The sequence below is a fragment of the Enterobacter sp. Bisph1 genome, assembly GCF_000814905.1.
Lineage (GTDB): Bacteria > Pseudomonadota > Gammaproteobacteria > Enterobacterales > Enterobacteriaceae > Kosakonia.
On the sequence record NZ_JXAG01000015.1, the window covers coordinates 31822 to 50197 of the forward strand.

Below are 18376 nucleotides of genomic sequence, written 5' to 3' on the forward strand. Positions count from 1 at the left end.
TTTTGTTAATATTGGTGTTTTCTGTTGCAATTTTAACCATCCTGAATCATTTACTCTGTTTGAAGCGGTCAGGTTCACAAATTCCGCTAATAGTGACTCTTTATGACACGGGTATGTTTTGCGTCCTCAAAAGAATGCGGTTACGATGCTGCGCCATGTTATGTCTTATCCATACGAAGAAAGACTGGAAAGACAGCGCATTACCCCAGGGCAGGCAATCGATTGGTATTTTGCCGTCCGGGTTGAAGAATTCCGCAAGGCTCAGACAGGTCAACAGGTAACGCAATGAAAAAAGACAACAACGTCACGGATCATCACGCCGCGAAACGACGCTGGCTCAATTCCCATGAAGAAGGCTATAACCGCGCGATGGGGAATCGCCAGGTGCAAATGATTGCCATTGGGGGCGCAATCGGGACAGGTTTATTTCTGGGCGCAGGCGCCCGACTACAGATGGCGGGGCCGTCGCTGGCTATCGTTTATCTGGTATGTGGGATTTTCTCCTTCTTTATTCTGCGCGCGCTGGGCGAACTGGTATTACACCGCCCTTCCAGCGGCAGCTTTGTTTCCTATGCCCGTGAGTTTCTCGGTGAGAAAGCCGCCTATGTTGCCGGCTGGATGTATTTTATTAACTGGGCAATGACCGGGATTGTCGATATCACCGCCGTGGCGCTGTATATGCACTACTGGGGTTCTTTCGGCGATGTGCCGCAATGGGTGTTTGCCCTCGGCGCGCTGGCGATTGTCGGCACCATGAACATGATTGGCGTGAAGTGGTTCGCCGAAATGGAGTTCTGGTTTGCGCTGGTAAAAGTGCTGGCAATTGTGGTGTTTCTGGTGGTTGGTACCGTTTTCCTCGGCAGCGGCAAACCGCTGGACGGGAATGCGACCGGTTTCCATCTGATTACCGATAACGGCGGCTTCTTCCCGCACGGCCTGCTACCGGCGCTGGTGCTGGTGCAAGGGGTGGTATTCGCCTTTGCCTCTATCGAACTGGTAGGCACAGCGGCCGGAGAGTGTAAAGATCCGCAGACTATGGTGCCAAAAGCCATTAACAGCGTTATCTGGCGTATCGGTTTATTCTATGTCGGTTCCGTGGTGCTGCTGGTGCTGTTACTGCCGTGGAACGCTTACCAGGCGGGGCAAAGCCCGTTCGTCACCTTCTTCTCGAAGCTTGGCGTGCCTTATATTGGCGACATTATGAACATGGTGGTGCTGACCGCGGCACTTTCCAGCCTTAACTCAGGTCTGTACAGCACCGGGCGTATTCTGCGTTCGATGTCGATGGGCGGATCCGCACCGAAGTTCATGTCAAAAATGAGCCGTCATCAGGTGCCTTACGCGGGCATTCTGGCGACCATTTTCGTGTACATTTTCGGCGTGTTCCTGAACTATCTGGTGCCGTCACAGGTGTTTGAGATCGTCCTTAACGTTGCATCCCTTGGGATTATTGCCTCCTGGGGCTTTATCGTGGTGTGCCAGATGCGCCTGCGCAAAGCTATCCGCGAAGGTAAAGCGGCGGATGTCAGCTTCAAAATGCCTGGCGCGCCGGTAACGTCCTGGCTGACGCTGCTGTTTCTGCTCAGCGTGCTGGTGCTGATGGCGTTTGATTATCCGAACGGCACCTTTACTATCGCGTCGATTCCGCTGATTGCGATCGTGCTGTTTGCAGGTTGGTTTGGCGTGCGTAAACGCGTCAATGAGATCCACAGCACCGCGCCGGTTCATCCGGATGCGGCGAAAGCGGCCCCGCTGGTCGAGAAGCAATCCCATTTATAATCACGCGTATTAACAGAAGCCGCGACGAACCTGTTGCGGCTTTTTTTTTATCTAAAAATACCCTCCCCTGGCCGGTGTATCACCTGCCTTCCCCTTGCAGCGACGTCGCTACCTCGCGGGCAACGTCGAAAAAGGCGCGCGCCGCCGAGGAGTGATACATCCCCCTGCGCTGCAGTATAACGGCGGTGCGCTGAAGTCTTTCCGGCCCTAACTCAATGGCATGAAGTTCGGGATGCGCCCGCGCAATGGCCGCTGGCAACAGGGTCGAAAGCGTGGTTCTGCGCACTACTTCGATTAACGCGCCAATGGTATTGGCCTCCATTAATACACGGGGATGAATATTGTGTTCGTTGCAATAGCGGTCAATCTGCTCGCGGGTGGCGAACTCTTTGCTGAGCAGCATTAAAGACTCTTCCTGCAGCGTCTTAAGCCCAATGGTTCGCTCCCCGACCAGCGGATGCAGGCTACCGACCACCAGCGCCAGGGTTTCCACCATCAATGGCTGAGCTTCGATATCCGCCGCGTGACCTTCTTCAAACGCGATGCCCACGTCTAACTCGTCAGCCAGTAACTGTTTCTCCATCTGTTCCTGGGCGACTTCATGGATCTGCACGGTTATTTTGGGGTATTTGCGGTGAAAGGCTTCGATCAGCGGGCCAACGAGGTAACTGGTAAACGTGGGCGTTACCGCAATGCGCAGCGTTCCCCGGCTCAAATCACCGACATCATGGAGGGCGCGTTTCCCCTCCTCTAACATCTGTGCTGCGCGCCGGGCATGGAGCAGGTAAACCTCCCCGGCGTCCGTCAGTCGCGTCTTGCGTCCCGAACGGTCAAACAACTGCACGCCGAGGCTCTCTTCAAGCTGCCTGACCTGCTGTGAAAGCGCCGGTTGCGAAACATGCAGCGCGGCTGCCGCATGGGTAAAGCCTTGATGTTCCGCCACGGCAAGGAAGTATTGAATGTCGCGAGCCAGCATACTTTTATCCATAAGATTATGTTATTTAGTTCATCATATATGAGTCTTTTACCTTATGCATAATGTTGCGTAACCTTGTCTCCATCACCTCGCTACCCACCGGAGACATGTATGAAAGAGATCATTGACGGTTTTTTGAAATTCCAACGGGAAGCCTTTCCCGAACGCGCCCGGCTGTTTAAAGACCTGGCGACGCAGCAAAATCCCCGCGCGCTGTTTATCTCCTGTTCCGACAGCCGCCTGGTGCCGGAACTGGTCACCCAGCGCGAGCCGGGCGATCTGTTCGTCATTCGTAATGCGGGCAACATCGTACCCTCTTACGGGCCGGAACCGGGCGGCGTTTCCGCCTCGGTCGAGTATGCCGTTGCCGCGTTGAAAGTTGCCGACATTGTGATTTGTGGACATTCGAACTGCGGCGCGATGACCGCCATCGCCACCTGCCAGTGTCTCGATCATATGCCCGCCGTTGCCAGCTGGTTGCGCTACGCAGAGTCCGGGCGGGTGGTGAATGAATCGCGCAGCCATCGCGATCAGCGCGCCAAAGTCGACGCTATGGTGCGCGAAAATGTTATCGCCCAGCTCGCCAATATCCAGACGCATCCCTCCGTGCGCCTTGCGCTTGAAGAGAAACGCCTGACGCTGCACGGCTGGGTTTATGACATCGAAAGCGGCGCTATCGATGCTTACGATGGCACCACCAGGACATTTGTTTCGCTGGCGGAGTGCCCGCAGACGCGCGCGGTTACCTGTTAATCACTTTCCTTAAACCTTACGGAGACACATTATGATCCAGTCACAAATTAATCAGCATTCTCGCCTCGCCCTGACGGATACCCTTCTGTTAGCCAAGGCGCGCAAAGACCTCACCTTTGCGCAGATTGCCGAACCTACCGGCCTGTCTGAAGCCTTCGTTACCGCCGCGCTGCTCGGCCAGCATCCGCTGCCTGCCAGTGCCGCGCAAAGTGTTGCCGACACGCTGGATCTTGATGCGGACGCCGTTGCTCTGCTGCAAACCATTCCGCTGCGCGGCAGTATTGGCAATGGCGTGCCGACGGATCCGACGATCTATCGTTTCTACGAAATGATTCAGGTTTACGGCACCACGCTAAAAGCGCTGGTTCATGAGAAGTTTGGCGACGGCATCATTAGCGCCATCAATTTCAAACTCGATGTGAAAAAAGTCGACGATCCGGAAGGCGGCTCCCGCGCCGTGATTACCCTCGACGGCAAATATCTGCCGACAAAACCGTTCTAATGCCCCACTAAGCCTTCAGCAGCACGGGTCACGCCCGCGCTGCCGGGACTTATCCCCGATCTGCTTTTCTCGCTGTTGCGGCTCTCTGAGGTTTGACGCTATGGATTTACTCTTTCGCAATGTACGTATTGATGATGCACAACCCTTAACGGATGTGGCGGTGGATAACGGCAAAATCACCGCGATCGCTCCGAACATTCCCCTGCAGGCAAAGCAGGAGGTTCAGGGCGAAGGTAAAGTGCTGATTCCGGCTTTTGTCGAAGGTCATTTGCATTTGGAAAAAGCCAACGTTATGCAGCGTAAGGCGAATCGATCCGGCACGCTGCAAGAGGCTATTGCCGTTACCGCCGCGCTAAAACCGACCTTGACGGGTGAAGATATACGCGAGCGCTCAACCGCTGTGTTACGCGCGCTGGTTCAGTCGGGCAGTACCCATGTACGCGCCCACGCCGAGTTCGATCCGGCACAAGGCTTTACCGGCTTTGATGTGGTGATGGAGCTGCGGGAATCGTTTCGCGAGATGATTGATATTCAGGTTGTGGCTTTTCCGCAGGAAGGGATCCTGAAGCTGCCGGGGATGAAAAAAATGATGGTTGAGGCCATGGAGCGCGGCGCTGATGTGGTGGGCGCTATTCCTTATAACGATAGCGCGGCGATTGAACATATTGATTATGTCTTTAGCCTGGCGCAACAGTATGACAAGGATATCGATTTTCATCAGGACTTTGCCGACAACGCCGACGCGATGACCATTGAATATCTGGCGAACAAGACGATTGCCGAAGGGTATCAGGGCCGAGTGTGTGTCGGGCATTTAACCAGCCTCGGCGCGGTGACAGCTGAAAAACAGCGCGAGATCGCCGCACTGCTATACCAGGCCGGAATTAGCGTGATGTGCCTACCGGCAACGGATTTACATCTGGGCGCCCGTAACGATACGCATAATGTGCGGCGAACGCTGACGCCGGTGCGCGTGTTACGTGACGCAGGCGTCAATGTCTGTCTGGCCACCAACAATATTCGTAACGCCTTTACCCCTTTTGGCTCCGGCGATCTGCTTAATATTGCCCAGCTTGCCCTGCCTGCCTGTCATTTGGGCGGCGCGGATGACCAGGCGACAGTGTTGTCGATGCTTACCACAAACCCGGCTAAAGCGCTGGGGCTTAAGCATTACGGGCTGGCAGTGGGCAACGATGCCGATTTGCTGCTGCTCGATACGCGCGCCGTCAGCGACGTTATTCTCGATCTGCCCGCGCGTCTGATGGTGCTTAAGCGAGGAAACGTGGTGGCGACGTCGGCCTGTCAACGTTGGATTGCCTTTTGATCGCCCGAGGTGCCTGCGTGTGCCCCAAATGCGCCCTTTTGCCGATCTCCTCCACACGATCCCCTCCTTTGCCAAATGAAAAAAATGAATAAAAAATTGATCTACTCACAGCATTATGTGCTGTTGCAACAGCAGGATTGCCCCCCTCCGTTACACTGTTTCTTAACCAACTGTGCGCTTAAAGTTTTCAAATCATTTACATACGTTTTAACATATTGGCGTATGTTCCATTTGGCTCGCTTTTTAATTTGGTTCCTTTATGACTATCGCTTCCACCACCAAGGCCGCTTTGCCGGTGCTGTTACTTCCGGCGGCACTCTCCGCCTCCGTTTATGCGGCCGACAATGAACAAACGATGATTGTCAGCGCCGCGCCGCAGACAGTTTCAGAACTCGATAGCCCCGCCGCCGTCAGCGTCGTGCAGGGTGAGGATATTCGCCAGGCTGCACCGCGGGTAAATCTCTCCGAGTCATTAAACAGCGTCCCCGGTTTACAGGTACAAAATCGGCAAAACTACGCCCAGGATCTGCAGTTGTCGATTCGCGGCTTTGGTTCGCGCTCCACCTACGGCGTGCGCGGCATTCGCCTGTATGTCGACGGTATTCCGGCGACCATGCCCGATGGTCAGGGACAAACATCGAATATCGACTTAACCAGCGTTGAGAGCATTGATGTGCTGCGCGGTCCCTTTTCCGCCCTTTACGGCAATGCTTCCGGTGGGGTCATGAACGTCACGACACAGACCGGCCGTCAACCGGCAACCGTTGAAGCCAGCAGCTATTACGGCAGTTTTGGTAGCTGGCGCTACGGGCCGAAAGCCAGCGGTGCGATGGGCGACGGAAGCCATGCGGGCGATGTCGACTACACCGCATCCAGCACCCGCTTTGTGACCCATGGCTATCGCGATCGCAGCGGCGCGCGTAAAAATCTCGCCAACGCCAAACTCGGCGTGCGTATCGATGAAGCCAGCAAGCTGAGCCTGATTTTTAACAGCGTCGATATCAAAGCCAACGATGCGGGCGGTTTAACCCGCTCTGAATGGCAGGATAATCCCCGTCAGTCGCCCCGCGCGGTGCAATACAATACACGCAAAACCATTAAGCAAACCCAGGCGGGCTTGCGCTATGAGCGCCAAATAAGCAGCCAGGATGATGTCAGCCTGATGATGTATGCCGGTGAGCGGGAAACCACACAGTATCAATCGATCCCGCGCGGCCCTCAGCTCAATCCCACCCATGCGGGCGGCGTGATTGATTTAGCGCGCCACTATCAGGGTATTGATAGCCGCTGGACGCACCGCGGTGAATTCGTCGTGCCGGTGACCTTTACCGGCGGGCTGAACTACGAAAATATGAGTGAACAGCGCAAAGGCTACGAAAACTTTGTCATGGACGGCGCGACACCGCTTTATGGTGAAAAAGGCAATTTGCGCCGTAACGAACGCAACCTGATGTGGAATCTCGATCCCTATCTGCAAACCGCCTGGCAACTGACGAACAAGCTGTCGCTGGATGCCGGTATTCGCTACAGCTCCGTCTGGTTTGACTCTAACGATCATTACATCACGGCGAAAAACGGCGATGACAGCGGCGAAGCGAGCTATCACAAATGGCTGCCCGCCGCGTCGCTGAAATATGCGATCAATGATGGCTGGAATGTCTATGCCGCCGCCGGTCGCGGCTTTGAAACACCCACCATTAATGAACTTTCCTACCGTGCGGATGGTAAAACCGGGCTTAACTTCGCGCTAAAACCTTCCACCAACGACACGCTGGAAATTGGCAGCAAAACGCGTATTGGCAACGGCCTGCTGACGGCGGCGCTGTTTCGTACCGATACGGATAATGAGATCGTCACCGATACCAGCAGCGGCGGGCGTACCACCTATAAGAACGCCGGAAAAACCCGCCGTCAGGGCGCTGAACTCTCTCTCGATCAGCAGTTCGCCGGTAACTGGCGGGCGAAAGCAGCATGGACGTATCTCGATGCGACCTATCGCAGCGAGGTGTGTGGCGACAGTGACTGTAACGGCAAACGTATTCCGGGTATCGCGCGCAATATGGGCTTTGCCTCCCTTGGCTGGATCCCGGAACAGGGCTGGTACGCCGGTGCGGATGTGCGTTATCTGAGCGATATTATGGCCAATGATGAAAACAGCGCCAAAGCCCCTTCCTATACCGTTACCGGTTTGAACACCGGATATAAATTCAGCTACGGTAGCTGGATGGTGGATCTGTTTGGCCGCGTCGATAATCTGTTCGATCGCAAATATGCCGGTTCCGTGATCGTCAATGAAGGCAACGGCCGCTACTACGAACCGGCTCCGGGACGTAACTACGGCGTGGGTTTATCGGTGGCGTGGCAGTTTGAGTAAAAAGATAGCCCCTTGGGAAAGGGGCTAGCGATCGCTGATTTCATGGCCCGGCGACGGATGAGCGGCTTTTTATCAGTCGCCAACGGCATCTGTGAATTCTAAAGAGTTAATCATCATATAACCGCCGATAAATCTGCACAAACACCGCTTTTTCTGAACGCAGATTACCGATGCTAACGTCGTCATGGCTGGCAGCATGATTCCAGCACTCTGCGTCGACATCACAAGATGTTTGCGGTTGATAGCCCTCTGAGATTAAAAACCGTCTTATCACCTCGGTATCCGTTACCCCATAAAACCTTAAGGTAAATACATTTGCTTCTGTACCGGTGACCCTGCCGAAGCTGAAAGAATAATCTTTTGATATTCTTGGGATTTTTTTAAAGAGATCGGGCGTGTAATAGTTATACTGACGCTTATCCTGTTCGGTATACCAGGCACTGCTCGCGAATTCCATCTTTATATAAGGCCAGGCAAGCGTTACAGCAATGGCAAAACTAGCCAGCACTATTGCTGATAGTTTTCTCATAGCCCCATCCTGCCGCTGCGAGACCCCAGAATAATAAAGGTCTTGTCTTGCAATGGGATAGTCACCTTGTCTGACTTGAAATCATTATAGGGTATGACGGTACGCATAAAAGGTGGCAGCGTGCCTCGTAAAGGTCTGGCATGAGGATTTTCTTTAGGGTCGGGAAACAGTAGAGGTTCAAATGTCTTGTTTTTCCACTGACCAATTTCTCCATAATAATCCCAGCGTTCCAGCGCTTCTTCTTTGCTGATTGGCAGCAGTTGTGGGAACGGGTTTTGTTGAGAAATAACACGGTAAAAGCCCAACAGATTGGAAACAAGATCCTCACCGCTAAAGCTGCTGTCAGTCACTATATTGTTTGGAAAAGCCCCCTGGAATGCCTCAAACTGATACGACATACTTATCATCATTGCCAATGCAATTTGTTCGCGCTCCCAGTAAGGTCTGCCACGGCGGATTTTCCAGCTCATCACTTTACCTGAACGCATCACACCAAAGGGGGCTGTCATTCCCTGCGTGTACCTGACATCGTAAGATTCCATTTTCGATGCTTCCCCAAGCTCCATTTGGGACAAAAGTTTTTTGATGTCATTACCCTGTGCATGTCCTAAATCAATCCAACCCAGCAGTTCCGTATAAATTAGGCCGTATTTGGCTATGTATGCATCTTGTCCATCAATGATATCTGAACGTTTACTCATCCTGAGTTTCCTTGTCTGATTTGAATAACTTAGGGTTTTATTTTACGCGGGTAACGCCGGGCTATATTTTAAGCATGGCGAAGGCTGGCAACAACTTCATTAGTGCAGAACCGCCTAAGACCTCTCATACACCGTTAACAGATTTGATGGCATGCCCGCTCAATTTTTTGGGGTTAAAGCGTCTACCGGTAGATTGGTGAAAAAAAGCCCCTTCTGAAAGGGGCTATTTTTTATGCATGGGACAATAACGGCAGCATCAGCTTATGATCGCGAAACACATTCTCTTTCGCCTGCCAGAGATAAAGCGTGTCGTCGTCGTCAATCATTGTGCAGGTACAGTCTGCGGTTTCGCTTGGGGTGAAGCCTAACAGCACGCGCTGCGTCTGCTGGTTGGCCAGGCCATTGACGATCTGCTGCAGCGTTGCGCCCGGTGCTGCGAAGATGTCAAAGCACAACAGTGTGCCTCTGTTTTGCGTGGCAACGGCGATGGTCCGCAGTTTTTTGGAATAATAGACGCAAGCTTTTAAATACGACGCGCAGTAAAACATCAACAGACCGAAGTTGTTGTTCATTGGCAGCGCCGAAAAGGGATTCGATTTTTCATAAAAGCGCGCCAGCTGCTGCCGGTCGGCAGCATTATCCATATCCAGCCGCTGAAAATCGCTGGCTGCGGGCGTGGCCTGCAGGCTGTACTGATATTCCCTCGCCGCTTCGAAACCAAATTTCGGGTAAAAATCACTCGCTGAGGCGTTGGCATAGAGGTAAATCGCATCGGCATCCTGCTGCCATTCGGTGAGGATTTCCGTCAGCAGCGTTCGCGCCAGCCCACGATGACGGTAGCTTTCATCGGTCATCACCGTGCCTATCTGCAAATAACGCTTACTCTCTCCTCGCCAGCGCGTATCGATCACGTTGACGGAAGCATTCGCAATCACACTGTCGCCATCCACCAACACGTAAGGAATATAACGATCGGTCCAGTAACCCGCCTGATGCCAGGCGTGAAGGGACAAATCAAAGGTCTTTACCGCTAAATCAAGAAAGCTGTGGCGCAGACGACCATTATCTTTTATTTGCTTTACCAGAGGGTATTTCATTCATGTCGTCTCCCATAAAAAAGCCCGGTTGCATCGTGCTTCCGGGCTGCATTGCGTCAGTCTCGCTTAAAAGGTGGTCCATCCCTCTTCGCTGCTCGCAGTTTCACGCGGCATAGTGGGCGTTTTTAGATCCGGCTTTGCGCCAGCTTTGCCCGCCTTCGCCGCCGGTTTGGCCGCATTTTTATCGAGACGGAAGGTGGCGACCAGTTCCTCTAATAAGCGCGCCTGCTCTTCCAGCGAACCCGCTGCTGATGAAGACTGGCTCACCAGCGAGGCGTTCTGCTGGGTGGTGCTGTCCAGTTCCCCTACCGCGCGAGCGATCTGCTCAATGCCGCGGCTCTGTTCTTCAGAAGCCGAGGAAATTTCGCCCATAATATCGTTGACGCGGGTAACGGACTGCACCACTTGATCCATAGTTTCACCGGCTTTTGCCACCAGTTGGCTACCGGTATTGATGCGGGACACGGATTCGCTGATCAGTTGCTCAATATCTTTTGCCGCCTGCGAACTGCGCTGCGACAGGCTTCTGACTTCGCTTGCTACTACCGCAAAGCCGCGGCCCTGCTCGCCCGCCCGCGCCGCTTCGACAGCGGCGTTGAGCGCGAGAATATTGGTCTGGAACGCGATGCTGTTAATCACCGCAGTGATATCGGCAATTTTGTTGGAGCTGTTGTGAATATCGCCCATGGTGTCGACGACTTCGCGCATCACCGTGCCGCCTTCACTGGCGGTTTTCGACGCCTGCGCCGCCAGACTGCTGGCATTGCGCGCGTTATCGGCGTTGTTTTTCACCGTCGCGGTCAGCTGTTCCATACTGGCGGCGGTTTCCACTACTGCCGATGCCTGCTGTTCGGTACGGGACGAAAGATCGGTGTTACCCTCGGCAATTTCCGTTGCCGCGCGCGACACCTGGGTAACGCTATTGCGCACTTCGGAAATCATGTCGCGCAGGGTGTCGTTCATACGTCCCATTGCGCCGGTTAACTGCCCCAACTCATCGGTGCTCTGGGCGCGAATATGTGAGCTCAGATCGCCGCTGGCTATCAGCTCCGCCAGCGCCAGGTTACGATCGATAGGACGAGTAATCTGGCGGATAACCCACCAGGAGACAATCACGCCGAGCAGGATGGCAATCACCCCGATAATGGCCGCAATGGTGCTGGAGGTGTACGCCAGTTCATCGTTGTGCGCTTTTACCAGCGAAATGATCTCTTTGAGGGATGCGCTGCTCTCATCCCCGCCGACTTTCACTTTATCTTCTGCGGTTTTTAAAGCCTGGAAAGCGGTGAGGTAATCGAGGCTTAACGCGCGGTATTTCACCGTGTCATTCCACAGGGATTGCAGCGGCGCTTGCAGCTCGCCCGGTAGCCTGGTTATCAGGGCCTGAACGCTACTTTGCGTCGCGGCAAAACGGCTCTCAAGCGCCGCTTTAGCGTCGTTGCCTGGGCTATAACGAACAACCAGTGCGGCGTCACGTACCGCGCTGATGGCAAAAAGCTGCTCGTAAATTTGCGTGGCCAGCGCAGGATCGGCAACGGGTGTACGCACAAGCGTGGTGTAGCGCGCAGAAAGATCCTGCGCCGCCAGTGTGTCGAGGGATTCACGCACGGCCTTAATATCGCCGCTGGCTTTTTGCATCTCGCCGATTGCACTCTGGAATTGATCCAGATGGCCAGCGACATCGCTGATAATCTGTTGTTCTTTGGTTGACCAGGAGAGGTTATTCGCGCTGGCGGTAAGTTCAGAAGCGTGACGAACGTAACCTGACATTACCTGGCCTGATTTATCATCACCATAGAAATATTTCAGGCGGTTAATTTTCGCCTGGAATACTTCGATATTGATGTTGTACATCAGGTTGGTTTTTTCATACACGTCGCGTATCTCTTTGAAGCGCAATACGCTGAGAATGGTGGCGATAGCAACCAAGAAAAGGACTAAACCAAAACCTACCGACAGCTTTCGACTAATTTTAATATTGCTTAACCGCTGGTGAAATGACATTCCGGGCTCCCTTGCTAAACACCGATGTTAGCGCCTGACTGCGCTAAAAAAGGTTATCGGCAAAAAAGCTCGTTAATTCAGCGATCAACTGGTCTTATCAGTCAAAAGCGTGATATTGATGCGCCCCTTTCGCAAATTCTCGCCGGGGAGCATCAATATATTAACGACATTGACGATATCGCTGGGTAATTACTTAGCGGTAAAATTGTTTGTGAACGATGTTTGCGCCCTCATCAATAGCACGCCATAGCGCACGCTCACTGGCAAAAGCGTCACCTTCTTCTAATGCGGACAGCAGATCGCCGTAATTTTCAACGCGCATTAAATCTTCGGAATTAGGATAAAGATAGTTATAACAAGGGCCAATACGCACCCATAATTGTTCAATCAATGCGGTTAGCGTCGGCATGCCGGCATGGCTATAGACGCTAAAACGAAACACACGGTTGGCCTGCAGGCCCTGCTCGGTGTTACCGCTTTTCATCGCCTCATGAAAGTTGTTCGCCATAGCGCGCAATTCACGAATTTTCTCCTTTGTCATATGCTGGCTGGCGGCGCGCACCGCCATGCCCTCAAGGGTTTTACGAATCTGATTGATTTCGTTATAGCGATCGAGACTCACTTCAGGAACCAGAAACGCCTGCGCCGGTGTTGCATGGAGCGCGCCTGCGGAGACCAATCGCAGCAGCGCTTCCCTCACCGGCGTAATGCTGGTACCTAACTGATCGGCTATTTCCTTTGTAATGAGCCGGGCGCCAGGTTTAAGGGCGCCAATAATAAGCGCACTTTTAAGACTCGCCTCAACTTGCATTGTCAGGCTGGTTCGTTGCGCTTTTTCCAAATCAAGCATGTTTGTATCCCGTATAATTTCTTATGTTTTCTCAGCCTGGTAGCGTGTCCGTGTTTAATGCTTATGAATATATTATGTAAACATGCCTGGTATTGGATGGTCGCGTAAAGTTAAAGCAAATCGTATTTATTATGCACAACTACCAGGAACCGCCTTCACAAGGTAATCAGTTCCTTATGCTTATCTAATTAAAGACGTTTTTCAGAATTTTGCACTATTTCTGAAGGCGGTTTTTTACCGCCATCATTCTTTTAGCTTATTGGGCCGGTTTGTACTACTACTTTACCAAAATTTTTTCCTTCGAGCAGGCCAATAAAGGCCTCTGGTGCGCTCTCCAGCCCTTCGGTCAATTGCTCACGATAGTGAATTTTTTCTTCGCGGATCCATTGCCCCATATCTTGCTGAAATTCATAAATACGGTGACCATAATCCTGGTTGATAATAAACCCTTGCAAACGAATCCGTTTTTTCAGCACCGTCGCCATTAATAACGGAATACGATCGGGCCCGGCCGGTAGATCGGTGGCATTATAACCACTAACTAATCCGCACAGAGGTATTCGTGCTGCGGTATTTAATAATGGCAGCACGGCGTCGAATACTTTTCCGCCGACATTCTCGAAATAGATATCAATTCCCTGCGGGCAGGCCGCCGCCAGTTGGTCGGCAAAATCGTCTGCGCGGTGATCGAGGCATTTATCAAAACCCAGTACCTCAACCGCGTGACGGCACTTCTCAGCGCCTCCGGCGACACCGACAACGTGACAACCTTTGATTTTACCGATTTGCCCCACCGTTGCGCCGACCGGGCCTGTCGCCGCGGCGACCACCAGGGTTTCGCCGGCTTTTGGCTGACCGATATCCAAAAGCCCCATATAGGCGGTAAAACCCGGCATCCCGAGAATACCCAGCGACCATGATGGATGTGTTGGATTCGCCCCTAAATTGACCAGCCCTTCGCCGCCCGAGATGTCGTAATCCTGCCAGCCGCTATAGCCCAGTACCCAGTCGCCCTCGGCAAAATCTGGATGCTGGGATTTAACGACCCGGCTGACGGTACCGCCGCACATCACTTCACCGATTTTCACCGGCGGCGAATAGGACGGCGCATCGCTCATGCGACCGCGCATATAAGGGTCTAACGAAAGATAAACCGTACGCAGCAGCAATTGGCCCTCGCCCGGGGTGGCTATGTCATCTTCTTCGAAACGAAAATTGTCGACAACGGGTGCACCGTGCGGGCGGGAAGCCAGTACCCAACGGCGATTGCGGTTAGACGTTTGATTCATGATTCACTCCTTTGCGTGTCAGTTTTACTAATGATACTAGTCGCAGAACGTCCCTGGCGCGTTAAGTTTCCGTGCGGGCGGCTGTGATTCGCCCCCCATAACCGCGACAAACTGCCGCGTTTAAAACATCCAGAGTCTTTCCCGTGAAAAATCTTCATCCCCGACACATGGGCTGACTAATGCGTTGATTTCTCTTGTCTGAGATAGTATTCATATCGCAACCAGAGGGTACAGATGTGCACAGTTTGAGGTAAAAGCATGACAATTCGTTACGCCGGAAAAGAGGATTGCGCTGAGATCGTCGTCATTTATAACCACGCGGTAGTGCATACCGCCGCGATCTGGAATGACCAGACGGTAGATGTTAATAACCGTATTGCCTGGTTTGAGGCGCGCGCCTTATTGGGGTATCCGGTGCTGGTCAGTGTTGAAAATGGCGCGGTGACGGGTTATGCCTCGTTTGGCGACTGGCGCGCGTTTGATGGTTTTCGCCATACCGTTGAGCACTCGGTGTATGTCCACCCGGATCACCAGGGCAAAGGCATCGGCAAGGCGTTAATGGTGCGCTTGATCGAAGAAGCGAAACGCATCGGTAAACATGTTATGGTGGCGGGGATCGAAGCACAAAATCACGGCTCGATTCATCTGCACCGAAAACTCGGCTTTACCGTTACCGGACAGATGCCGCAGGTCGGCACCAAATTTGGCCGCTGGCTGGATCTTACTTTTATGCAGCTGCAGCTGGATGATCGCAGCGATCCGGATGCCATGTAATGAACTCCTCGTTAACCCTCACCTTTTTGATTGCCGCCGGTATTGGCCTGGTGGTGCAAAACACGTTAATGGTGCGTATCACCCAATCGTCGTCGACGATCCTTATTGCCATGCTGCTTAACTCGCTGGTCGGCATTGTGCTGTTTGTGACTATTTTGCTCTTCAAGCACGGCGTTGCCGGGTTTCAGGAGCTATACAGCAGCGTAAAATGGTGGACGCTAATCCCCGGTCTGTTGGGATCGTTCTTCGTCTTCGCCAGTATTAGCGGCTATCAGTATGTCGGTGCGGCCACCACCATTGCGGTACTGGTAGCAAGCCAGCTTATCGGCGGGTTGGCGATGGATATCATCAGAAGCCAGGGCGTTGCCCTAAAAGCGCTTATAGGCCCGGTATGCGGTGCGGTATTGCTGGTGATTGGCGCCTGGCTGGTGGCCAGACGCCAGTTTTAATTACAGAATCGTGCCGCCTTTGGTGAGCTGTTCGCGGCGCGCTTCCATATCTTCTTTATGCTGCCGACCGTGCTGGGCGATCGTTTCCCGCAGGCGCTGCTGCTGGCTATAACGCTCTTCACGGCTAAGTTCGGCGTCGTTACTCAATTCCACCAGCAGTTCATTCATGCCGATAATCGCCCCCTGCGCGATTGCAGCGTCAACGCGGGCGATAACTTCTTCCAGATGTGACATACCCTCTCCTTTAATTGAGCTTCGCTTTGGAAAAATCGCTGCCCATCATGCTCACGGTATAGCCGCTCACGTTACTGCGGGTGGCGAAGAAGGTTTTGCCGTTCGCCAGCGTTAGCCACGGTGCCTGCTGATAAAAAATCTCCTGCGCCTGGCTGTAAAGCCTGGCGCGCTCGGCCGGATCGCTGGTCACTTTCGCTTTCTGTACCAGCCCATCATAGCCTTTATCACACCAGCGGGCGGCGTTAGAACCGGTTTTGATGCTGTTGCAGCCGAGCAGCACATCGGCGAAGTTATCCGGGTCGCCGTTATCTGCCATCCAGCCGTACAGTGCGGCGTCGTGTTCGCCTTTACGTATCCCCGCCAGATATTCGCCCCATTCATAGGAGACAATCTTCGCCTTCACGCCGACTTTCGCCCAGTCCGCCTGGATCATTTCGGCAATGCGGCGCGAATTCGGGTTGTACGGGCGCTGCACCGGCATCGACCACAGCGTGGCTTCAAAACCCTGCTCAAGCCCGGCCTGTTTCAGCAACGCTTTGGCCTTTTCGGGATCGTAAGCGTAATCCTTCAGCTCTTTATTAAAGCCGAGCATATTCGGCGGCAACGGAGATTTCGCTACCGTACCGGAGCCCATAAACACCGCGTTGACGATGGCCTGTTTGTCGGTGGCATAGTTCAGCGCCTGGCGCACCAGCACATTATCAAAAGGTTTTTTCTGCGTGTTAAATGCCAGGTAGCCGACGTTAAGGGCATCGACGGTGTGCAGGGTCAGATCTTTGTTGTTTTTGATTTGCTCAAACTGTACCGGTGCCGGTGCGGGAATAATCTGGCACTCGTTGGTTTGCAGCTTCGCCAGCCGGGTTTGTACGTCCGGGGTAATGGCGAAAATCAGATGTTTGGTCGGCACTTCGCCATCCCAGTAATTGGGGTTGGCAATATAGCGGATTTGTGCATCGGTTTTGTACTGCTGCAGGGCGTACGGACCGGTGCCAATCGGCCAGTTATCGACATTTTCCGGCGTGCCTTTTTTCAACATCGCATCAGCATATTCTGCCGACAGGATCGAGGCGAAATCCATCCCCCAGTCGGCGAGAAACGGCGCGTTTGGTTCGTTGAGCACAAACTGGACGTGATAATCATCGATTTTTTTCACCTCTTTGATCAGCTTGTCGAGGCCGACATCGGTGAAATATTCATAGGTGCCCTGTGAAACGTTGTGGTACGGGTTTTTCGTATCCATCTGGCGCATCACGGAGAAGATAACGTCATCGGCGTTAAAATCGCGCGTCGGTTTGAAATATTTATTGCTGTTAAACTTCACTCCCTGGCGCAGGGTAAAAGTCCAGGTTTTGCCATCTTCCGACACTTTCCACTCCGTTGCCAGCGACGGAATCGGGGTGTTTTTTACCGGGTCAAAGCTCACCAGTCGGTTATACAGCACCTGCGAACTGGCGACAAAAGTCGGACCGGAGCTGGCGATTTGTGGGTTAAAAGATTCCGGTGAGGCTTCGGAGCAGTAGACAATCGTATCGTTCGACGCCGCCCAGGCGGCACTTGCCGGTAACAGTGCGCTCAGCGCGAGGGCGAGCAGCGTTTTTCCCGTGGACATTTTATTAGCCTTCTATTTATACCTGAAGCAGTAATCACAGCACAGCAACTGCCAACTGGCAAATAACGATTCGGCATCAAGTTATGCTAAAGCATTTGTTTTTGCTGAAATATCCACCATGCTTAAAGAGATAATTTGCATTAAATAAAATTCATGCCGTCAAGGGGATTCGACGCGCTCAATGGCCCGAGAATTCAATGGTTTTGCGCTTACTTCTGCCCTTTACGGGTAATAAGTTTGCGTATAGTAGACGCGTGAAGAAGTCTATGGGATGAAAACGTGGCAAAAACACTCTTGCGCAGCGGCGATTTGGATGATTTCCAGGCCGTTGGCGGCGGCGGTCAGGCCGTATTCGATTCGGCATTGCAAATTCGTGAAGCACTGCGTCTGCGTAAGCAGCAGGCGCTGGTTGATTGCCTGGCCATACCCCAGGTGAATGATGAAGGCGATCGTGTGGACTGGTATTCCCCCGTCGATGGTCGCGCCGTCGCATGGAAAGCCGCGGAACCCGAGGCGCGCGCCCGCGCGCTGCGTTACCTTGAAAGCACGCTCGACAGCGCGGCGTCCCTGAGCCGTAAATGCCTGCAATCACCGAAAACTGCACAACAACTCTTTGGCTCGTTGCTGGAAAAAGCGCTGCAGTTTCCCGGGGAGAACCACGTTTTCCTGGTCGATGGCAAGCCGGTTATCACCTTCTGGGGCTTTGTTAATCTCAATGAAAGCGCCCGTGAAAGCGTGCTGGAATGCCTCCATGAGCCGGAGCCAGAGGTACCGGAAATCTTTATTGAACCGGAACCGGAGCCGGAACCCGAGCCGGAGCCGATAGAAGAAGCGGTGGCGGAAGTAACCTTTAACCAGGCCGATGCGCCGCTGTTAATGCCGCAGCCGGAAGCCAAACCGCAGCCCGTTGCCGCGCCACCTGTGCCGCCAGCGGAGCCGGTAGTTACGCCGCAGCCCGCGCCGCAGCCGCAACCTAAGCCAGTGGCGAAAAAACGCCGCCGTTACGGTCTGTGGATGCTTCCCGTTGCCGCCGCCGTCGCCGCGGCGGTTGCCGTGCCGCTGGTGCTTAATCAGCCGCAGCAAGCGCCCGCGCCTGTCGCTGTCGTAACCAAAGCAGAGCCGAAAGATATCG

The 18376-nt window shown here is 53.4% G+C and carries 17 protein-coding genes; 8 read left to right on the plus strand and 9 right to left on the minus strand.

Translation table 11 applies throughout. From position 1 onward, the window contains the following. Positions 1–285: 285 nt before the first annotated feature. Entirely contained in the window at positions 286–1779 is a 1494-nt protein-coding gene (ansP, locus tag RW65_RS00760; protein WP_039054746.1) for an L-asparagine permease, read from the plus strand. Between the two features lie 79 nt (positions 1780–1858). Here the strand turns inward: ansP and cynR are convergent, their stop codons facing one another. After that, a complete protein-coding gene (gene cynR / locus RW65_RS00765; RefSeq protein ID WP_039054747.1) occupies positions 1859–2755 on the minus strand; it encodes a transcriptional regulator CynR in 897 nt (298 codons plus the stop codon). 111 nt (positions 2756–2866) lie between these two features. Here cynR and RW65_RS00770 point away from each other — a divergent pair, with 111 nt between their 5' ends. From RW65_RS00770 to pqqU, 4 genes are all read left to right on the plus strand, one after another. Then, positions 2867–3508: a carbonic anhydrase gene (locus RW65_RS00770; RefSeq protein WP_039054748.1), complete on the plus strand. Its 642-nt coding sequence runs from the start codon at positions 2867–2869 to the stop codon at positions 3506–3508. Positions 3509–3539: 31 nt separating this feature from the next. Then, entirely contained in the window at positions 3540–4010 is a 471-nt protein-coding gene (gene cynS / locus RW65_RS00775; protein WP_039054749.1) for a cyanase, read from the plus strand. A 100-nt stretch (positions 4011–4110) separates the two neighbouring features. Beyond that, positions 4111–5334: an amidohydrolase family protein gene (locus tag RW65_RS00780; protein WP_039054750.1), complete on the plus strand. Its 1224-nt coding sequence runs from the start codon at positions 4111–4113 to the stop codon at positions 5332–5334. 259 nt (positions 5335–5593) lie between these two features. Further along, entirely contained in the window at positions 5594–7708 is a 2115-nt protein-coding gene (gene pqqU / locus RW65_RS00785; protein ID WP_039054751.1) for a TonB-dependent receptor PqqU, read from the plus strand. A gap of 106 nt (positions 7709–7814) precedes the next feature. Here pqqU and RW65_RS00790 read toward each other — a convergent pair whose 3' ends face one another. From RW65_RS00790 to curA, 6 genes are all read right to left on the minus strand, one after another. Beyond that, positions 7815–8237: a hypothetical protein gene (locus RW65_RS00790; protein ID WP_039054752.1), complete on the minus strand. Its 423-nt coding sequence runs from the start codon at positions 8235–8237 to the stop codon at positions 7815–7817. After that, complete coding sequence (locus RW65_RS00795; protein WP_039054753.1) at positions 8234–8938, minus strand: hypothetical protein; 705 nt, start codon at positions 8936–8938, stop codon at positions 8234–8236. Before RW65_RS00795 ends, RW65_RS00790 begins: the two co-directional genes overlap by 4 nt. 230 nt (positions 8939–9168) lie before the next feature. Then, a complete protein-coding gene (locus RW65_RS00800; RefSeq protein WP_039054754.1) occupies positions 9169–10035 on the minus strand; it encodes a GNAT family N-acetyltransferase in 867 nt (288 codons plus the stop codon). Positions 10036–10101: 66 nt separating this feature from the next. Next, entirely contained in the window at positions 10102–12039 is a 1938-nt protein-coding gene (locus RW65_RS00805) for a methyl-accepting chemotaxis protein (protein WP_039054755.1), read from the minus strand. Between the two features lie 193 nt (positions 12040–12232). Beyond that, the gene (locus RW65_RS00810) at positions 12233–12889 is read right to left on the minus strand and encodes a GntR family transcriptional regulator (protein WP_039054756.1); all 657 of its coding nucleotides are present in this window, start codon (positions 12887–12889) and stop codon (positions 12233–12235) included. A 251-nt stretch (positions 12890–13140) separates the two neighbouring features. Then, positions 13141–14178: an NADPH-dependent curcumin/dihydrocurcumin reductase gene (gene curA, locus RW65_RS00815; RefSeq protein ID WP_039054757.1), complete on the minus strand. Its 1038-nt coding sequence runs from the start codon at positions 14176–14178 to the stop codon at positions 13141–13143. Between the two features lie 258 nt (positions 14179–14436). Here curA and RW65_RS00820 point away from each other — a divergent pair, with 258 nt between their 5' ends. Further along, entirely contained in the window at positions 14437–14952 is a 516-nt protein-coding gene (locus RW65_RS00820) for a GNAT family N-acetyltransferase (RefSeq protein WP_039054758.1), read from the plus strand. After that, entirely contained in the window at positions 14952–15401 is a 450-nt protein-coding gene (locus RW65_RS00825; RefSeq protein ID WP_039054759.1) for a DMT family transporter, read from the plus strand. The genes RW65_RS00820 and RW65_RS00825 overlap by 1 nt, the downstream gene beginning before the upstream one ends. Here the strand turns inward: RW65_RS00825 and RW65_RS00830 are convergent, their stop codons facing one another. Further along, on the minus strand, positions 15402–15635 hold the full coding sequence (locus tag RW65_RS00830; RefSeq protein WP_039054760.1) for a DUF2526 family protein: 234 nt from the start codon (positions 15633–15635) through the stop codon (positions 15402–15404). 10 nt (positions 15636–15645) lie between these two features. After that, positions 15646–17244, minus strand: coding sequence for an ABC transporter substrate-binding protein (locus RW65_RS00835; protein ID WP_039054761.1), 1599 nt, complete (start codon positions 17242–17244; stop codon positions 15646–15648). 279 nt (positions 17245–17523) lie between these two features. Between RW65_RS00835 and RW65_RS00840 the strand changes: the two genes are divergently transcribed. Beyond that, positions 17524–18376, plus strand: an 853-nt coding sequence (locus RW65_RS00840; RefSeq protein ID WP_039054762.1) for an SrfA family protein, incomplete at its 3' end; no start/stop codon positions are given.

Excerpts from the sequence above, each read along its gene's own strand:
- ansP (WP_039054746.1), top strand. The coding sequence starts at position 286 with ATGAAAAAAGACAACAACGTCACGGATCATCACGCCGCGAAACGACGC.
- cynR (WP_039054747.1), bottom strand. The coding sequence starts at position 2,755 with ATGCTGGCTCGCGACATTCAATACTTCCTTGCCGTGGCGGAACATCAA.
- RW65_RS00770 (WP_039054748.1), top strand. The coding sequence starts at position 2,867 with ATGAAAGAGATCATTGACGGTTTTTTGAAATTCCAACGGGAAGCCTTT.
- cynS (WP_039054749.1), top strand. The coding sequence starts at position 3,540 with ATGATCCAGTCACAAATTAATCAGCATTCTCGCCTCGCCCTGACGGAT.
- RW65_RS00780 (WP_039054750.1), top strand. The coding sequence starts at position 4,111 with ATGGATTTACTCTTTCGCAATGTACGTATTGATGATGCACAACCCTTA.
- pqqU (WP_039054751.1), top strand. The coding sequence starts at position 5,594 with ATGACTATCGCTTCCACCACCAAGGCCGCTTTGCCGGTGCTGTTACTT.
- RW65_RS00790 (WP_039054752.1), bottom strand. The coding sequence starts at position 8,237 with ATGAGAAAACTATCAGCAATAGTGCTGGCTAGTTTTGCCATTGCTGTA.
- RW65_RS00795 (WP_039054753.1), bottom strand. The coding sequence starts at position 8,938 with ATGAGTAAACGTTCAGATATCATTGATGGACAAGATGCATACATAGCC.
- RW65_RS00800 (WP_039054754.1), bottom strand. The coding sequence starts at position 10,035 with ATGAAATACCCTCTGGTAAAGCAAATAAAAGATAATGGTCGTCTGCGC.
- RW65_RS00805 (WP_039054755.1), bottom strand. The coding sequence starts at position 12,039 with ATGTCATTTCACCAGCGGTTAAGCAATATTAAAATTAGTCGAAAGCTG.
- RW65_RS00810 (WP_039054756.1), bottom strand. The coding sequence starts at position 12,889 with ATGCTTGATTTGGAAAAAGCGCAACGAACCAGCCTGACAATGCAAGTT.
- curA (WP_039054757.1), bottom strand. The coding sequence starts at position 14,178 with ATGAATCAAACGTCTAACCGCAATCGCCGTTGGGTACTGGCTTCCCGC.
- RW65_RS00820 (WP_039054758.1), top strand. The coding sequence starts at position 14,437 with ATGACAATTCGTTACGCCGGAAAAGAGGATTGCGCTGAGATCGTCGTC.
- RW65_RS00825 (WP_039054759.1), top strand. The coding sequence starts at position 14,952 with ATGAACTCCTCGTTAACCCTCACCTTTTTGATTGCCGCCGGTATTGGC.
- RW65_RS00830 (WP_039054760.1), bottom strand. The coding sequence starts at position 15,635 with ATGTCACATCTGGAAGAAGTTATCGCCCGCGTTGACGCTGCAATCGCG.
- RW65_RS00835 (WP_039054761.1), bottom strand. The coding sequence starts at position 17,244 with ATGTCCACGGGAAAAACGCTGCTCGCCCTCGCGCTGAGCGCACTGTTA.